This window comes from Crocinitomix catalasitica ATCC 23190 (genome assembly GCF_000621625.1).
Lineage (GTDB): Bacteria > Bacteroidota > Bacteroidia > Flavobacteriales_D > Crocinitomicaceae > Crocinitomix > Crocinitomix catalasitica.
In genome coordinates this window covers 154,148-169,671 of record NZ_JHXV01000009.1, presented here as the reverse complement: position 1 = coordinate 169,671, position 15,524 = coordinate 154,148, and the positions used below count along the sequence as shown (strand labels likewise).

The following is a 15,524-nucleotide window of genomic DNA, read 5'->3' as shown; positions in this document are numbered from 1 at the left end:
GTTTTATTAAAATTCTTCTGATGAAATAAATTTACCTTTCTTATTGTACAATTTCCATTCGCCAATGGCAACTCCAAAATCGTATTTTCCTTGCCTTTTTATATTGCCATTTTCATGATAATATGTCCATTCTCCATGTTGCATTCCTTTTTGCCAATAGCCTTGATAACTTAATTGCCCCTTTTCATTATAATATAACCATAATTCGTCTTGTTCACCCTCATTCCATTTACCAACCTCAGATATTGTGCCATTTTCGGTATAATATTCCCATTTTCCATCTTGTTCACCTGCCTTCCAACTCCCTTTATGCATTAAATTGCCATTTTCATAAAATGTTTGCCAAACGCCTTCTTCGTGTCCTTCTTCATCATATTTTCCTAGCATATAAATACGCCCATTTTCATAGTAAAACTTCCACTGTCCAATTGGAAATCCGTTTGTTCTAATACCTTCCTTTTTTAAAGCTTTTGAAGGATAATAATATTTCCAATGTCCAGAATTCTTGACATTGTCCCACATTCCTTCCTTATAAATATTACCAGTGCTATCATAATATAGCCAAGTTCCTATTTGATGTCCTGATTGCCAATTTCCTTCTTCTTTAAGTTGACTATTGGCATCAAAATATTGCCAAAGTCCATCTTGCAAACCGTTTTTCCAATTTCCGGTCTCCGTTAGTTGTCCTTCTTCATTATAATATTCCCACTTTCCAATTTGTTTATTGTCTTCCCAACTTCCTTTTTTCTTAAGTGTTCCGTTTTCATTATAATACGTCCAGATACTATCATTCAAATTGTTTTTCCAATTCCCCACTTCTTTAATTTGACCATTCTCATAAAAATAAGTCCATTTTCCGTGTTGTAAATCATCAACAAATACACCTTTACTTTTCAATGCGCCTAAAGGATATTGATAAGTCCAAATGCCTGTTGCCTTATTGTTTAAATAAAAACCACTGTGTTCAATATTACCATTTGGATAATACGTATTCCAAAATCCAGTTTTATTTCCATCTAACCATTTACCTTCCTCAAATAAATGCGTATTCTCGTAAAAGTATTGCCAGTTCCCATTTTCTTTCCCCTTTTTAAACTTTCCATAAGCACGTTTATTGCCATTTTCATAGAAATAGGTCCATTTTCCATGTTTTAATTCTTGCTTAAATTTCCCCGTTTCTTTGATCTGGCCATTCTGATAATAATCTGGGATTTCTTGGCAATTAACTGCTAAAGAGAAACTAAAAACTAAAAGGAATAATCTAAATACAATCATATTTCGGATGCAATGCTATCAAGGATTTATAATTAATTTTTCTTATGTAAAACTAGATCAAATATTAATAGACTAATATTCTTATTTTTATCAAAATTAAAGTTAATAAATATATTATTGATTTGAATCCTAAAAATAAAATACACAAAGGATGGTTGGCATTATTTTTTGTCATTTTTCATTTTGTATGTATAATAATTTATGCTTTCCCGCCGAATATTATTCCTGAAAAAGTACAAGGTATGGCTGCGCATTATGTCAGCCCAGTATTCGACCAAAAATGGAATATGTTTGCACCTGCACCGGTAATTCAATCAACAATTGAAGTGAAGTATTATTTTAAAAATGGTGATTCATCAATTTGGATAAGGCCAGCGTTAAATGCCCTAAAACGCCATATGGAAACAAGGTTTACCTTCTACGGGGAGCTGGCATTAGCTGAAAGTAATATGGCGTATTGGGTGCAAGTAGATATTGACTATTTGGATTTAATTGATACTGAGACTATGAATCCTGAACAATGGTCTGACTTTAGAAAGGGCTATTCTTACCGAAAATTACAGAATTATGTTAAAGGTTATTCAAGAATAAATGGGATAACTGGAGTTCAAGCTTATGTGGTGCGATATGATTATTTAAATGTGAAAACTGGTAAAAAGGGTGTGCTGTATTTACCGAAAATTAATTTATGAAAATAGGAGAAATCGCAAACAGGTTTATTATGCCTTTTCCCAATTGGGAAAAATACGAGCTGTTTCGATTAACGCTCTATGTTTTTTTATTATTGAATACGATAAGCTTATTGCCAATAGCTAGTGAAATATTCGGATATGATGGGCTGGTTGGAACTAGAGGTTGGCGATCAAATATTCCATGGTATTATCAAGGAAGTTACGGCATTTTAAATGTGCTAAGTCACCCATGGAATTTAGCGTATACCTGGATTTATAAAGTGTTTTTAGGAGGGCAGATAATTTTTCTTATCCTCGGAATTTTAAATGTTTTTCCGAAAATTTCATCCGTATTCATTTATTTTTTCACTGCAAATCTATTCTTGAAAGGATATTTAGCTTTTACAGGGGGGGAAGTATTGGTAAATATTCTACTTTTTTATATGATGTTTATTCATCAGTCTAATCGTCCTAATATTCGTTTTATCGATCGATCTAAGTCAGAGGTTGCTCCTGTTTTTAATGATTGGCAAAATTTATTGAACAACACTTTTTATGTGATCATTATAATACAAATATTTGTTTTGTATTTCTTTTCTACCTTTTATAAGCTATTAGATATTGATTGGATTTCAGGGAATGCACTTATGTACATCAGTCAAATAGAGTCCTTTTCTAATGGGATGATGAAGCGTATATTTAAGGATAGTTATGTGCTTTCTGCCGTTGCAACATATACAACTTTGGCTTATCAGATTTTATTCCCAATAATTGTTTGGGTAAAAAAAGTGAAGATCCCCTTTTTAATTCTAGGCGTAATACTACATGTATCAATTGCCATAGGAATGGGGATCTTCACTTTTGGTTGTATAATGATTATAACTTATATTTTATTTATAGACAATGCGCGTATTCACCGTTTTAAGAATCGGTTTAAACGTAATGTCAAATCAGTTATTTAAATCGTATTACTTTAATTAATTCGATATCAAAAACTAGGGTAGAGTAAGGTTCTATTTTACCACTTCCGTTTTCGCCATAAGCCAAATTAAAAGGAATAAAGAATCTTGTTTTTCCGCCTTCTTTCATTAATTGTAAACCTTCTTGCCAACCTAAAATTACACCCATTGGAGTGAATTGTGCAGGTCTTTGGCTTTCCACTGTCGATTCGAAAACTCTCCCATCAATAAATCTACCTGTATAATGTACAACACAAGAGTCTGTTAAATTTGGTCTCTTGCCATTACCTTCTTTGATTACTTGGTATTGTAAACCACTAGCAGTTGTAATAACACTGTCTTTTAGTTTGTTTTCAGAAAGGAATTTGTCACCTAAACTTTTGTTTAACTCGATATAGTAAGCATAAACCATATTACGTGCATCTTCAAGAGATAAACCTCTATTTTTTCCAGCAATACCGTCATTAATACCTTCTACTAATTTATCAATCTCAATATTCTGATCTATACCTCGAGCAACTAAAGAGTTTACTAAGAATTGGGCTTCACCTAAACCAATCGCATAACTCGCATCATTGATACTGACTTTAGATGAATCAACTTGCCCTTGAGGAGCAAGATATAATCCTAATAAGCTATCAATTGTTGAAGCTTTAATTCGAAGAGGATTGTCAGCTAAATAATCCGTTACACCAGCTGCAACTTCGGCAATTACAAATTTGCCTTTTGTTTGCTCGCCAGAATAAACTGTTGCGCAACCAGCACCATGATCTAAACCTATAGAATAGCTAATTTGATCATTATAATTTTCGAATTTTAACGAATCTAAAGGAGCGTCTACGGTTTCATTCGTTGTTGTTTCTTGATCTGGGTTACCATTACAAGCGACTAAAAATGTAATAAGACCAATTGTATAAAATAGATTTTTCATTTAAGATAAGATATCAATTAGTTCAACATCAAAAATCAACGTTGCATAAGGTTCAATCGGTCCACCAGGTTGTGGAGTTGCACCATAAGCTAAATCATGTGGAATGTATAATGTCCATTTAGAACCTGCAGGCATCAATTGAAGTGCTTCTGTCCAACCTTTAATTACTTGGTTTACACCAAAAGATGCAGGCGTTCCTCTTTCGATACTGCTATCAAAAACCATCCCGTTAATTAAAGAACCATGATAATGAACAGATACTTGAGATGTGGCTGTTGGCTTAGCGCCAGTTCCGTTTTCAACAATTTTATATTGAAGTCCAGAAGGCAGTGTTACAACGTCATCACTTTTAGCATTGTTCGCTAAAAACTGTTCACCTTCAGTTTTGTTTTTTTCAAATTTTGACGCATTGATCGCATTTAAGTATGCACCAATTTTACTGTTTGCCTCTTCGGGCGTAAATTTTGTTTTTTCATCATTGAATATCGCTTGGATTCCTTCTGAAAAGGATTTCATATCAAGATTGTCAAGGTTTTGCTCCTTTAAACTTTGACCAATACTCATACCAACACTATAGCTTGCTGCTTCTTTTAATTCTGTCATGCTTAATTTTTTGTGCAAAGATAAAAATAAAAACGCTCGATATTTCGAGCGTTTTTAAAAGGATTATTTCTGTTCAAGAACAAAGAATGCTGTTCGTCTATTTCGTTGATGGGCTTCTTCTCGATTTTCCCAAGGAATGCTTTGGATATATTGGAATGTTAAAGTAACCATTTCTCCATCAGGACCAGGGATCTCTGCAGGCATTGTTTCGCCATATCCTTGTGGTACCAATCGATCAAAATCTATACCGTGTTCTATCAAATAATCAACAACACTTTGTGCTCTTCTCTCTGATAAATCATAGTTGTAATCATCATTACCTCTGTAATCTGTATGTGATCGAATCTCAATTTTAATATTATCATTTAATTCAAGGAACTCAATCAACTTATTCAAGATAATTGCTGATTCTGGTCGAATAGTAGCCTTGTCAAAATCGTATTCAATTCCTTCAATCGTAATCTCCGTGTCTGGAATTCGTTCTAAATAAAAGTCTTGATTAAACACACGTGATTCCACTTCGTTAACTGTTGATATAATAGCCTTGTCAGCAAAATAATCATGTAAAGAGGCCTTCATGAACAATTCTAAATTAGGAATCAAATCATGCTCATAATAACCGTTTTCGTCTGTTTGAATAGAGAAATGTTCCCAAGTGTATGTAACATCTTTAAAATCTACCCGCGCATTCGGTAAAACTTTATTGGTCGTCTTATCATAAACAAATCCATTAATACTGAATTCTAAATCGGGTATTCTAATTTCAAATAGTCGATTACAGTGTACTTTTAAGTTGTAAATAGAGTCACAATCCGTACATTCAGATCGGTTAGAAGTAACATATCCAAATTCCTGCGGAGGGTTGAGTACAAAATAACTGTCATCTCTTGATGAATTAATTGGCGCTCCAGCATTAATTGCTTCGCTAAAAGTGTTAGCATCCGGATCCCATTTATTGTAGAATATATCTTGACCACCAAATCCAATATGTCCTCCAGAAGAATAATACATCACCATTGTCGGCAAATGGAAAAAAGGAGAAAATTCATCACTAATGGTATTGATTTGACTGCCTAAATTAACAGGTGGCTGAGTCTCTCCATTTTCGTTTATTTTCGTCGCCCAAATATCCAATCCACCTAAACCGCCCGGTCTATTTGAAGCATAATACAAAGTTGAATCCAACGGAGAGAAATAGGGGGAAAGTGATCTGAAACCAGGTTGATTCACGTTGGCATCCATTTTTAAAGGCTGCATCCAGTTATTATTATATTTCTTACTTACATAAATCTCAGTTTCGTTTTTGTTCTCTGGATTCATTCTCGTAAAAAACATACTATATCCATCAGGTGACAGCACTGCACTCGCTTCATGAAATTCAGGACTATTGATAATCAAAGGAAATTTTTCAGCATCCTTATAATTACCATCTTCATCTAAATGCGCTTGGTAAATATCTAATAAATACTTTTCGTTTTCAACTGGTTTTGCGGCTGGATCAACAATACTGTCAATTCGAGCACTTGAAAAAAGAATGGCATCGCTTTTAGAGAATTGCATTCCAAAACTGGTCGAACCTTCGTTAAACTGACCTTCCATTAGGTAAGCACGAATGTCATTATTGGTGTTGTTAGGATTTAAGGCAAATTGACAATTGACAATTTGATCCGCAGCTAATTTTTGGTATTTACTATCGGGTAAATTATTCTCTTCCTGAAACAGCTCTAATTGTTGTTGAGCCAATTCAAATTTATCGTTGTACATCAATGTCAAACCGTAAAAGTATCTTGCATTCGGATCCGTTTCAATTGGATACTGAATCGCACTTTCAAACCATGTCTCGCTATTTCTATAATCGTCAGATTTTAAATAAGCCAATGCCAACTTATGAATTGTAATAATTTCTTTGGCCGTTGGATTTTTTGGTGGCGTCAAAGCACCTTGATCGTTTTTTTCTGGAGCTTTTAAATTTGTACTGATTTCGTAAGGATAATAAGATGCGTCTTCTTCCTTTTCTATTTTATATAGCGTATAGGCATAATAATAGACTGCATTCGTGTATTGGCCATTCACCATGGCTGCGTCACCCAATCTAATTAATTCATTATTACTTTGACCAAATAGTGAGAATGTCAAGAATAGCGCAAAAAGTGTTTGAAAAAGTTTCATGCTTATATTTTTGGACAAGTTGGAATTGGATTAGGATTTGTTTTGCTAAAAATATAGGTTAACGATAGTTCTGTGCCTCCTCGTCCGCTTGAAACATTGTTCAAGCTTGACGTGTTAAAATCATAACTAATACGACCTATAAAATTTGCGTATTTAGCACCAAATTCAAATATAGCGGCATCTTTATTTCTAAAGATTGCTGTCGCCAATAAATAAATGTCGTAAGTTTCTAAAAAAAACTGTCCAGTAACAGCAGTTGTAAATTCGCTTGCCTCGTCTTGATATTGGTAATAAAGTTTTGGTGTGATTGCAATTTTTGGATTGATCAATACGCGAGCTCCAGCGACTGCTTGAGGACGAATAGCTAATTTATTAGATTCACTTAAAAATGATTCTGTTGGTTTGTTTAAGTGGAAGAAATTCGCACCAAAGAAAGGATTAACCCGCACACCTTGTTTAGCAAAATAATACATGAAGCCAGCGTTGATGTCTAACTTAAAAATTCCATTACTCCCAATATTCTCATTATTAGAAAGTGTTGTATTGAACTCTCCACCATTTGTTTTTACATATTGATTGGCAAATTCTAAACTCGACGCGTTGATGGACTTTTGGAAAAAACCAACTTGTGCACCAATTGTAATAAAATGATTTTTCTTTTTACCAAGACTAATTTTATAGGCGGCAGAAGGTAAGACGCTTGCAACATTATATCCACCTGTTCCAGCTCTGAAATTAGCGAGTTGTAATCCAATTCCCCAATTCTTTAAATTAGCATCAAAACTAAACAGTCCTGTAGTGAATGGTTTTGTAGCGACAGAAGACCATTGTGTTCTATAGTGAGCATGTAATCTGTAATCTCCTTCAAACACACCCGTTAAACCAGCGTTCACGTTTAAAGGTGCTGCGTCATATTGAGAAAGATGAAAATCTTGCGCTTTAAGCAAAAAGGTCGTACAGATTGCTAAGCAAAATAGAATAATTCTTTTCATGATTTGATCGACATTATCTAATTAATGAAACATCACCAGACAAGAAGTGTTCTTCTCCGTCATAAGTAGTTACTGTCGCAACATAAACATATACTCCAAGTGGCTGCGGTTCATCTTTGAATGTTCCATCCCAACCAGGAGAGTTTACATCCTGTGTATTGAAAACAATTTCTCCCCAGTTATTATAAATGGTAAAGTCAACTGAACTAAAATTAGCACCAAGTAACATTAACCAATCATTATTATTATCACCATTTGGAGAGAATGCTGAAGGGATAAGAGGACCGTGAAAAATTGGAACCATCTTAACAGCTGTATCTGAACAACCAATTTCGTCTATAACAATTAGTTCTACAAAATATTCTCCAGCATCATCATAAGCATGAGTTGGGTTTTGAAGATATGAAGGATCACCATCCTTAAAATCCCAAGACCAATCGATTATTGGAGAACCGTTCTCAATTGAACCATCAGTAAATACAACATCTTGGAATGGGTGTGCAATTTTGGGGTTAGCATTAAATCTGGCTTCAGGACCTAAATTAATCAAAACTGAAATTAATGTGTCGTTAAAACAACCGAAACTCGAACGTACACCAAGACTGATATCATAAGTTCCGTCAACAGCATAGATGTGGATTGGATTTTGGGCAGTATCGTTTCTACTTAAATCACCAAAATCCCATGTCCATGACACAATGCTATCATTAGCAACAGTACTTAAATCGAAGAATTCTGTTCCTCCTTTTAAACAAGGTTTAGGCACTTCAAAATTAACGAAAGGAATGGCATGTGATTCAACCGTTTTTCTAGTCGTATCACTACATCCATTTTCTGAAATAACAATCAATTCAACCTCATACATATCGGCAGAACTGAATAGATATGAAGGATTCGTTTCACCTGATGTTGAACCAGGCTCAAAAGTCCATTCATAACCTACAATTAGATCTGTACTACTTGAGTTATTTTCAAATGTAGTTTCTTCACCAAAACAAGCTTCGTTAAAATCAAAGTCCGCATTAGGAGTAGGGATAATATTCACCGTTAGTGTATCAAATATAGCAGGGCAACCTCCGTTTTCTGTAGATTCAAAATAAATCAGGAAAGGTGCTCCTTCACCATCTAATGCACCATGCGTATAAGTAGTTGTTGCGCCTTCAGTAGGATCAAGAATACCATCACCAGAAGTCGACCATAGTCCGTTTTCAGTAGAGATTCTTGTATCAAGCGCTAAAGGGAACCCAAAACAAACCATTGTATCAACAAACGCATCCATTGATGGAGGTGTATTTATCGTAATTGTAATGCTATCCACATCATTAGGACAACCTGAAAAATTATATGTATCTATAAATAGAATTACTTCGCCATTGGTAATGTCATCTGGACCGAAATGGTAAGTTGTCAATAAATCTTCAGCATCATCAAATGTTCCATCCCCAGAACTTGTCCATGTTGTATTGCTATCAAAAGCTAAAGTAGCTTCAATATTAACAAATAGAGAATCATTACAAAGACTGATATCTTCCATAGCAATTACATCAGGAGTACCTAAGTATCTAATATGGATTGTGTCAACGTGAGCCTCACAATAACCGTTACCTACAGTTGTTAAGAATAAGGTAGTCACTCCATCTACTAATTCATCTAATGTTGGAAAATAAGTTGCGTTTAAGTCTGTATTGCTAGGCGTGAATACACCTCCCATGCCAGTCCAGAAACCAGATTCAGCATTAAAGATCTCACCTTCCAAATCATACGAAGGATCACCTACACAAACAGCTGTATCAATTCCTGCAGATGCCATTGGAGCAGCTTGCACATAAAGATTACCATTTAATGTATCAGTACAACCAACAGAATTTGTTACAATAAACTCAATGTCAAAATCGCCACTTGTTTCAAAAAGGATACTTGGATTTTCTAATTCTGAACGAATCAAATCACCAATATTCCATTCCCATGTGTCTATCACAGTTCCATCAGCAGTGCTCGATAAGTCCGTAAATTCTACCAATGATCCGATACAAACAGTGTCAGCGAAATCTGCAGCTGCAACTAATTCAGATACTGTTATTTCAATACTTGTTGAACTTTCACAATCAGATCCTTTTTGAACAGTAAGTGTTACCGTGTAACTACCATAACTTCCATATGTGAAACTTGGGTTTTCAACGATACTGGTGTCGGCAATATCACCTGTTCCAAAATCCCACCAAAAAGTAGTTGCATCACCAGAACTTAAATTCGTAAAATCAACAGCTAACCCATCACATAAGTCGCTTGTTTCAAAAGCAGGGGTAGGGACTTCGTCAATATGAATTTCTTTTGTAATTGTATCTGTACAACCAATATCAGACAAGACAACTAATTGAACGGTATAATCACCTGGTTCTGTATATCCATGCGTAGGATTTTCATCAGTTGAGAATGATTCATCACCAAAATTCCATTCCCACGAATTTATTGATCCGTTATTTGACGTTGATAAATCTTCGAAGCTAATTAAGATGTCAGCACAAGTAGTATCAGAAGCAACAAAATCAGCAGTAGCATTTGAAACTTTTAAAACGTAGGTTACTGTGTCAGAACATGGAGTATTGTGTTGTGTAATTAATGTTATAGTATATTCTCCATAATCAGGGAATGTAAAACTTGGATTCTCTACATTACTTGTATCACCTGCTATACCTGTTCCAAAATTCCAATGGAAGTTTTCAGCATCGGCAGCACTTGTATTTGTGAAATCAACATCTAATCCTACACAACCCATAATTGGTCGAATTCCAGCACCAGGAGGAGATTTAATATGAATTGATTTAGAAATAGAATCAATACAACCTAAAGCTGATTCGACTATAAGCTGAACAGTATAGTCGCCAGGTGTCGAATAGATATGATTCGGATTTTCTTCATACGAAGTCGTTCCATCACCAAAATCCCAAGTATATGAATCTATTGAAGTAATCACTGATGTTGTAGACCTGTTCCCAAATTCGACAACCTGTGAAGTACAAGCAGTGTCAAGTAGTTCAAAATCTGCATCAATAATTGATAAGGCTAATTCATAATAAGCTGTATCTGCACATCTCGATCCTTTTTCTGCAATTAATGTAATTGTGAAAATGCCAGGAGCATAGGCAGAGAAATCAAATGTTGGTTCATCTAAAAGACTGGTATCGGCCGGATTCCCTGTACCAAAATCCCACCAGAAATCACTTGCACCTAGACCACTTTCATTGGTAAATGTAATGTCGTATCCTGAACAACCATCAACAGCACCAATCAATGCGTCATTAGGAGGAGGGCAACTAACAACGTTTAATTGAAAATCTCTCACGACTTCACCGATCTTTTCACCATCACGATATTCTTCAACCATTACACCTAAAACGTATTGTCCAAGCGCTTCTGGGGTTCCTGAAATAAGTCCATCACTACTAATCGTCAGACCTACTCCACCAATCGCGTTTAAAGGGTTGTCTGCATCAAATCCAGGACCCCAGACAACTTCCGGGAAAGTAATATTGTCAGGTGGCGTACCATCTAAATCAACAGTAGGATAATAAAAATCGGCATCGTAATGTTCTGGATGATCGAATGTTCGACCTGTATAAGGTGTGTAAAAAGAATAAGCCAATGAATCGCCATCGCTATCCGTTGCTGAAAAATCAACAGCTAAATCATAGCTTTGACAGACAAAAACAGGTGGCGGTACAGAGAAAACTGGGCTCGAATTTGTAAAGAATATTTTATTGTCGGGCACATAAGCATAGAAGCTTTCACCGGCCAATAAAGGATCTTCAATATTTACTAAACTCCCATTCCTGGCATAAGTTTGGTAAAAAAGATGATAACCACCATCCATTGGAGGTAAGCTAACAATACCACCATAAATAGCTTCTTCAACACAAACACCTGGGTCAAAAGCACAGGTGTCTATTTCAGGAGAAAGCGTATCACGGCCTAACCTAGGTAGCACTATAAAATCTAGCGTGTCTAGTCCAAATCCAGTGATGGCTTCAACCTCCACGTCATTAGGAAAATTAGCTACTCCAGGATTACAATCCTTATATAGTTTTACAGTTATATAATATGAAGAGCCTCCAAGATGTTGGTAGCTCAATTCACCACCTACAATATGTGTCGCGTGTACATTTAATGTAGCGATAATCGAAAATAGTATAAGTATCCGTTTCATTCATTTACTTTACGTGAACTGGGAACAATGTTTTTCATTTCGGTACAAAAGTATTAAATTTTACTAGATGAAACAAATATTAATAATCTTCGTCTAACTATTTAAAAGGTTCGTCGAAATTAAATGTTGTTTCACCCGATTTTTTCATTTATTTATAGTGTGGTGGTATTGAAAAATAAATTCAATTTATATATAATAGTCTCATTAATAGGGTTTTTCTATTGTTGGAATGCTCTTGGGCAGGTTAATGTTCAGTGGGAATCACGTCTCAACGGTTCAGGGTCATATATTGACAAGGCAAAAGATTTAGTTTTGGATGCCGATGGTAATTCTTACGTAACTGGTACATCTTATTCAATTGGCGGTTTCGATTTAGTAACGGTAAAATATGATACTGAAGGTGTCGAATTGTGGCGTTCAACCTATGGTAGTGCTGGTATTGATGAAGTTCGAGACCTAGTTTTGGACGAGGATAATAATGTGATTATAACAGGAGCGAGAAATGTTTCTGGCAGTGATTGGGATATTGTTACCGTGAAATACGACGGAATTACAGGAGTAGAGCTTTGGTCGAATATTTATGTTGGTTCATCGAATTACGATATTGGAGCGAGTTTAAAAATCGATTCTGGCAATGAAATAATCGTGGTTGGTACTCAACAAACAACTGTTTTAAACTCAGATTTTATTGCGATTAAATATGATAGTGATGGCGTGTTGCAATGGACCTATGTAATGGATGGAGGTATGAATGATGATGCCAAACTTCTTGTATTAGACGACTTGGATAATATTTATATTGGAGGACATAGTGAATTCGATTCGGATGATACATATATTGATTTTAGACTTGTAAAGCTAAGTCCTGCAGGAGTCGAATTGTTTTCGAATGCTTATGATTCGGGTTTTGACCAATTGGACACGCCGAACGCAATCGCGATAGACTCATCAGGTCATATTATTCTCGCTGGTCAAGGATTTACAGATCTTATCAATGAAGAAGATTTTTTAACCATGAAGGTGAATGGAAGTTCAGGAACGCTCATGTGGAGGCGTTTTTTTGCAGGTGATGGTGAATCGTTGGATAAGATAAATGCTGTTGTTGTCGACCGTGATGATAATGTTTATGTCACTGGGAAAAGTAAGAGTATAAGTACTGCAGAAGATTTTTATACCATAGCATATAATGCTTTTGGGGTGGAATTATGGGAAGCTCGTTATTCAACCCCCGATTTGCGCTATGACGAACCGAAAGATATTGTTCTTAATTCTGCCGGAACACATTTGTATATAACTGGATATAGTTTTATTCCAGGTTCTAATAATGATTTTACAACGATTAAATATAGTCTTTTGGGAGATGAGCTTTGGGTTGTGAATTTTGACGGGCCTTCCTCAAATAGTGATCAGGCTGTAAAGTTAGTATTAGATGATACAGATAATATATTTATTACAGGGAATAGTCATGGTGGAGCTGGAACGAATTTAGATTATAGTACAATTAAGTATTGTCAATTACAAACCATCGCAAGTGCAGATACCTTTGTCTGCCAAAGTAATTCTGTCGAATTAAGCGCGATTGGTGGAACTAATATTACTTGGTCGGTATTCTCTGGAGATTTAGAAAGTATGTCTTGTGAAGTTTGCGATGAAATGATAGCAACGCCAAATACTGAAACTATTTATTTGGTAAGTAGTGAAAGTCTCTCTGGTTGCACAGATATTGATACGGTAATGGTTGCGGTTAAAGAAAGCCCTGTACCGACAATTTATTTTGACGATGATCTAGAGGTTTGTCTTGGTGATTCTGTTGAATTGACTACTGATGAATATGATGCATATGCTTGGACGAATGGTAGTGATACAATTTCAACATTTGTAAGTATTGCAGGGCTTGTCGATTTGACTGTGATGGATAGTTTTGGATGTTTTGGAGTGGCTACTGTTGAAGTGATTGTAAATCCGTTACCGGAAGTTCTTGTCAGTGACGACTTGACTATTTGTCTGGGAGATACGGCATATATAAGTGCTTCCGGAGCTGATGTTTATTTGTGGAGTGAAGAGCCAGATCTTTCGGATAGGTTTATTGCTGACCCATTTGCTTTTCCTTCAATAGAAACAAATTACATAGTTGAAGGGATCAATGGTTTTGGTTGTGTGGATGTAGATAGTATTCTTGTTTCGATATTCGCCTTGCCCAATATTAATGCAGGAAGGGATGTTTCTATTTGTAGAAATGATTCTGTGAGGTTCGCTGCAACTGGCGGTGAGTCTTATAATTGGTCTTTTGAACCGACTTTGAGTGCTATAGATATTCCAAACCCTTGGGCAAAACCGACAAGCTTGACAAGATATTATGTGATTGGAACGGATGCGAATGGTTGTGAAAATATAGATTCAATTACCGTTTCTACGATTAGTTTACCGCATATCGATTTGGGCGAAGATTTAGCTATTTGTAAATTCGATTCAATTCGTTTGCGCGCTACAGGAGGTTTAGTTGATCGTTATATTTGGCGAGACGATTTAGGTCTGTCTGCGCTAGATTTATTCAATCCTTATGCAAGTCCTTTAGATGAAACTGAATATGTGGTTAGGGGGACAGATATTAATGGTTGTTCGAATAGTGATACATTAAGAATTAGTGTAAACGAATTACCATTGGTGAATGCTGGACTAGATGATTATGTTTGTATAGGAGATGAAATTGAATTGATGGCGACTGGAGCTGTTAATTATAGATGGGTTTACGATTTAGCACTGTCAGAATATGCTATTGCGAATCCAATTGCAGATCCAATTATTAATACGCAGTTTATAGTGACAGGTGAGGATGGGAATTTATGTAAAAATAAGGATACTGTAATTATTTCTGTTAAATCTCTCCCGATTATAAGTGCAGGAATTGATCTTGTAATCTGTGAAAATGATACGACAATATTGGGTGCTGAAGGTGCCTCAATTTATAATTGGCGATTCGATGGTAGTTTGTCTGATGTAGCAATTTTAAACCCTGCTGCTTATCCAAGGGTAACAACAGAATATGTGGTTTTCGGTGAGGATGATTTTGGTTGTGTCAATACAGATACAATTTTAGTGCTTGTGAATCCTTTACCGGATAGACCAGTGCTTACGAAGTCTGGATTTTATTTGATCTCTTCTTATCCAGGAGGTAATCAGTGGTATTTAGAATCAGACTTGTTAATAGGCCAAGTTAATGATTCTCTAAATTATGTAGATGTCGACAGAAATGGAATGTATTGGGTGAGTTATACCGACGAAAATCATTGTTCCGTTATTTCAGACACTATTTTGGATCCCCTTATTGTAAATGATCTGAGTTTAATTGATGAGAAAGGTTCTTTTGAATTTAATGTTTATCCCAATCCTTTTAATGGGGTGCTCAATATTTCTTCTGTCACCCCAATCACACAAATTGATATTTTCAGTATTAACGGAACCTTAGTTAATCATGTCAGCAATATTTCCACTGATCAATATCAAATGGATTTATCTCTTTTGTTGACGGGTACTTATCTAATAAGACTGCAAGCTTCAGAAGATGTGGCTTTTAAATTACTCATTAAGGAATAATAAGAGATTGTTATTTTTCTTCGCGAATCATTTTTCATAACAACATTCTTTGTATCTTTTCAAAAACTTATTTTGACACGTTCGTGTTTTAGAATTTTATAGTTTTCTGGCTGTTAATTATTTTTA

9 protein-coding genes are annotated in these 15,524 nt (G+C 35.4%); 3 read left to right on the top strand and 6 right to left on the bottom strand.

What is annotated here, in order from left to right; all coding sequences use genetic code 11:
• Positions 1-6: 6 nt before the first annotated feature.
• Positions 7-1,275: a toxin-antitoxin system YwqK family antitoxin gene (locus tag T367_RS0107610; protein ID WP_027419309.1), complete on the bottom strand. Its 1,269-nt coding sequence runs from the start codon at positions 1,273-1,275 to the stop codon at positions 7-9.
• Positions 1,276-1,397: 122 nt separating this feature from the next.
• On the opposite strand from T367_RS0107610, the gene T367_RS0107605 reads away from it, so the two are divergent.
• Entirely contained in the window at positions 1,398-1,967 is a 570-nt protein-coding gene (locus T367_RS0107605; RefSeq protein ID WP_027419308.1) for a DUF5819 family protein, read from the top strand.
• Positions 1,964-2,908, top strand: coding sequence for a hypothetical protein (locus T367_RS0107600; RefSeq protein ID WP_027419307.1), 945 nt, complete (start codon positions 1,964-1,966; stop codon positions 2,906-2,908). Before T367_RS0107605 ends, T367_RS0107600 begins: the two co-directional genes overlap by 4 nt.
• Here T367_RS0107600 and T367_RS24865 read toward each other — a convergent pair.
• The 5 genes from T367_RS24865 to T367_RS0107575 all read right to left on the bottom strand — a co-directional run bounded on the left by T367_RS24865 (position 2,901) and on the right by T367_RS0107575 (position 11,804).
• On the bottom strand, positions 2,901-3,836 hold the full coding sequence (locus T367_RS24865; RefSeq protein ID WP_051568433.1) for an FKBP-type peptidyl-prolyl cis-trans isomerase: 936 nt from the start codon (positions 3,834-3,836) through the stop codon (positions 2,901-2,903). The genes T367_RS0107600 and T367_RS24865 overlap by 8 nt on opposite strands.
• Positions 3,837-4,439 (bottom strand): FKBP-type peptidyl-prolyl cis-trans isomerase, encoded by a 603-nt coding sequence (locus T367_RS0107590; RefSeq protein ID WP_027419305.1) that lies wholly within the window; start codon positions 4,437-4,439, stop codon positions 3,837-3,839.
• 63 nt (positions 4,440-4,502) lie between these two features.
• A complete protein-coding gene (locus T367_RS0107585) occupies positions 4,503-6,608 on the bottom strand; it encodes an OmpA family protein (protein WP_035842879.1) in 2,106 nt (701 codons plus the stop codon).
• A 2-nt stretch (positions 6,609-6,610) separates the two neighbouring features.
• Complete coding sequence (locus tag T367_RS0107580) at positions 6,611-7,600, bottom strand: PorP/SprF family type IX secretion system membrane protein (RefSeq protein WP_072032175.1); 990 nt, start codon at positions 7,598-7,600, stop codon at positions 6,611-6,613.
• A 13-nt stretch (positions 7,601-7,613) separates the two neighbouring features.
• Positions 7,614-11,804: a T9SS C-terminal target domain-containing protein gene (locus T367_RS0107575; protein WP_027419302.1), complete on the bottom strand. Its 4,191-nt coding sequence runs from the start codon at positions 11,802-11,804 to the stop codon at positions 7,614-7,616.
• Positions 11,805-11,972: 168 nt separating this feature from the next.
• On the opposite strand from T367_RS0107575, the gene T367_RS0107570 reads away from it, so the two are divergent.
• Positions 11,973-15,398, top strand: coding sequence for an SBBP repeat-containing protein (locus T367_RS0107570; RefSeq protein WP_169736039.1), 3,426 nt, complete (start codon positions 11,973-11,975; stop codon positions 15,396-15,398).
• Positions 15,399-15,524 lie beyond the last annotated feature (126 nt).

What these genes read in the sequence shown, in the direction of transcription:
- T367_RS0107600 (WP_027419307.1), top strand. Translation starts at nt 1,964, where the DNA reads ATGAAAATAGGAGAAATCGCAAACAGGTTTATTATGCCTTTTCCCAAT.
- T367_RS0107580 (WP_072032175.1), bottom strand. Translation starts at nt 7,600, where the DNA reads ATGAAAAGAATTATTCTATTTTGCTTAGCAATCTGTACGACCTTTTTG.
- T367_RS0107575 (WP_027419302.1), bottom strand. Translation starts at nt 11,804, where the DNA reads ATGAAACGGATACTTATACTATTTTCGATTATCGCTACATTAAATGTA.
- T367_RS0107610 (WP_027419309.1), bottom strand. Translation starts at nt 1,275, where the DNA reads ATGATTGTATTTAGATTATTCCTTTTAGTTTTTAGTTTCTCTTTAGCA.
- T367_RS0107585 (WP_035842879.1), bottom strand. Translation starts at nt 6,608, where the DNA reads ATGAAACTTTTTCAAACACTTTTTGCGCTATTCTTGACATTCTCACTA.
- T367_RS24865 (WP_051568433.1), bottom strand. Translation starts at nt 3,836, where the DNA reads ATGAAAAATCTATTTTATACAATTGGTCTTATTACATTTTTAGTCGCT.
- T367_RS0107590 (WP_027419305.1), bottom strand. Translation starts at nt 4,439, where the DNA reads ATGACAGAATTAAAAGAAGCAGCAAGCTATAGTGTTGGTATGAGTATT.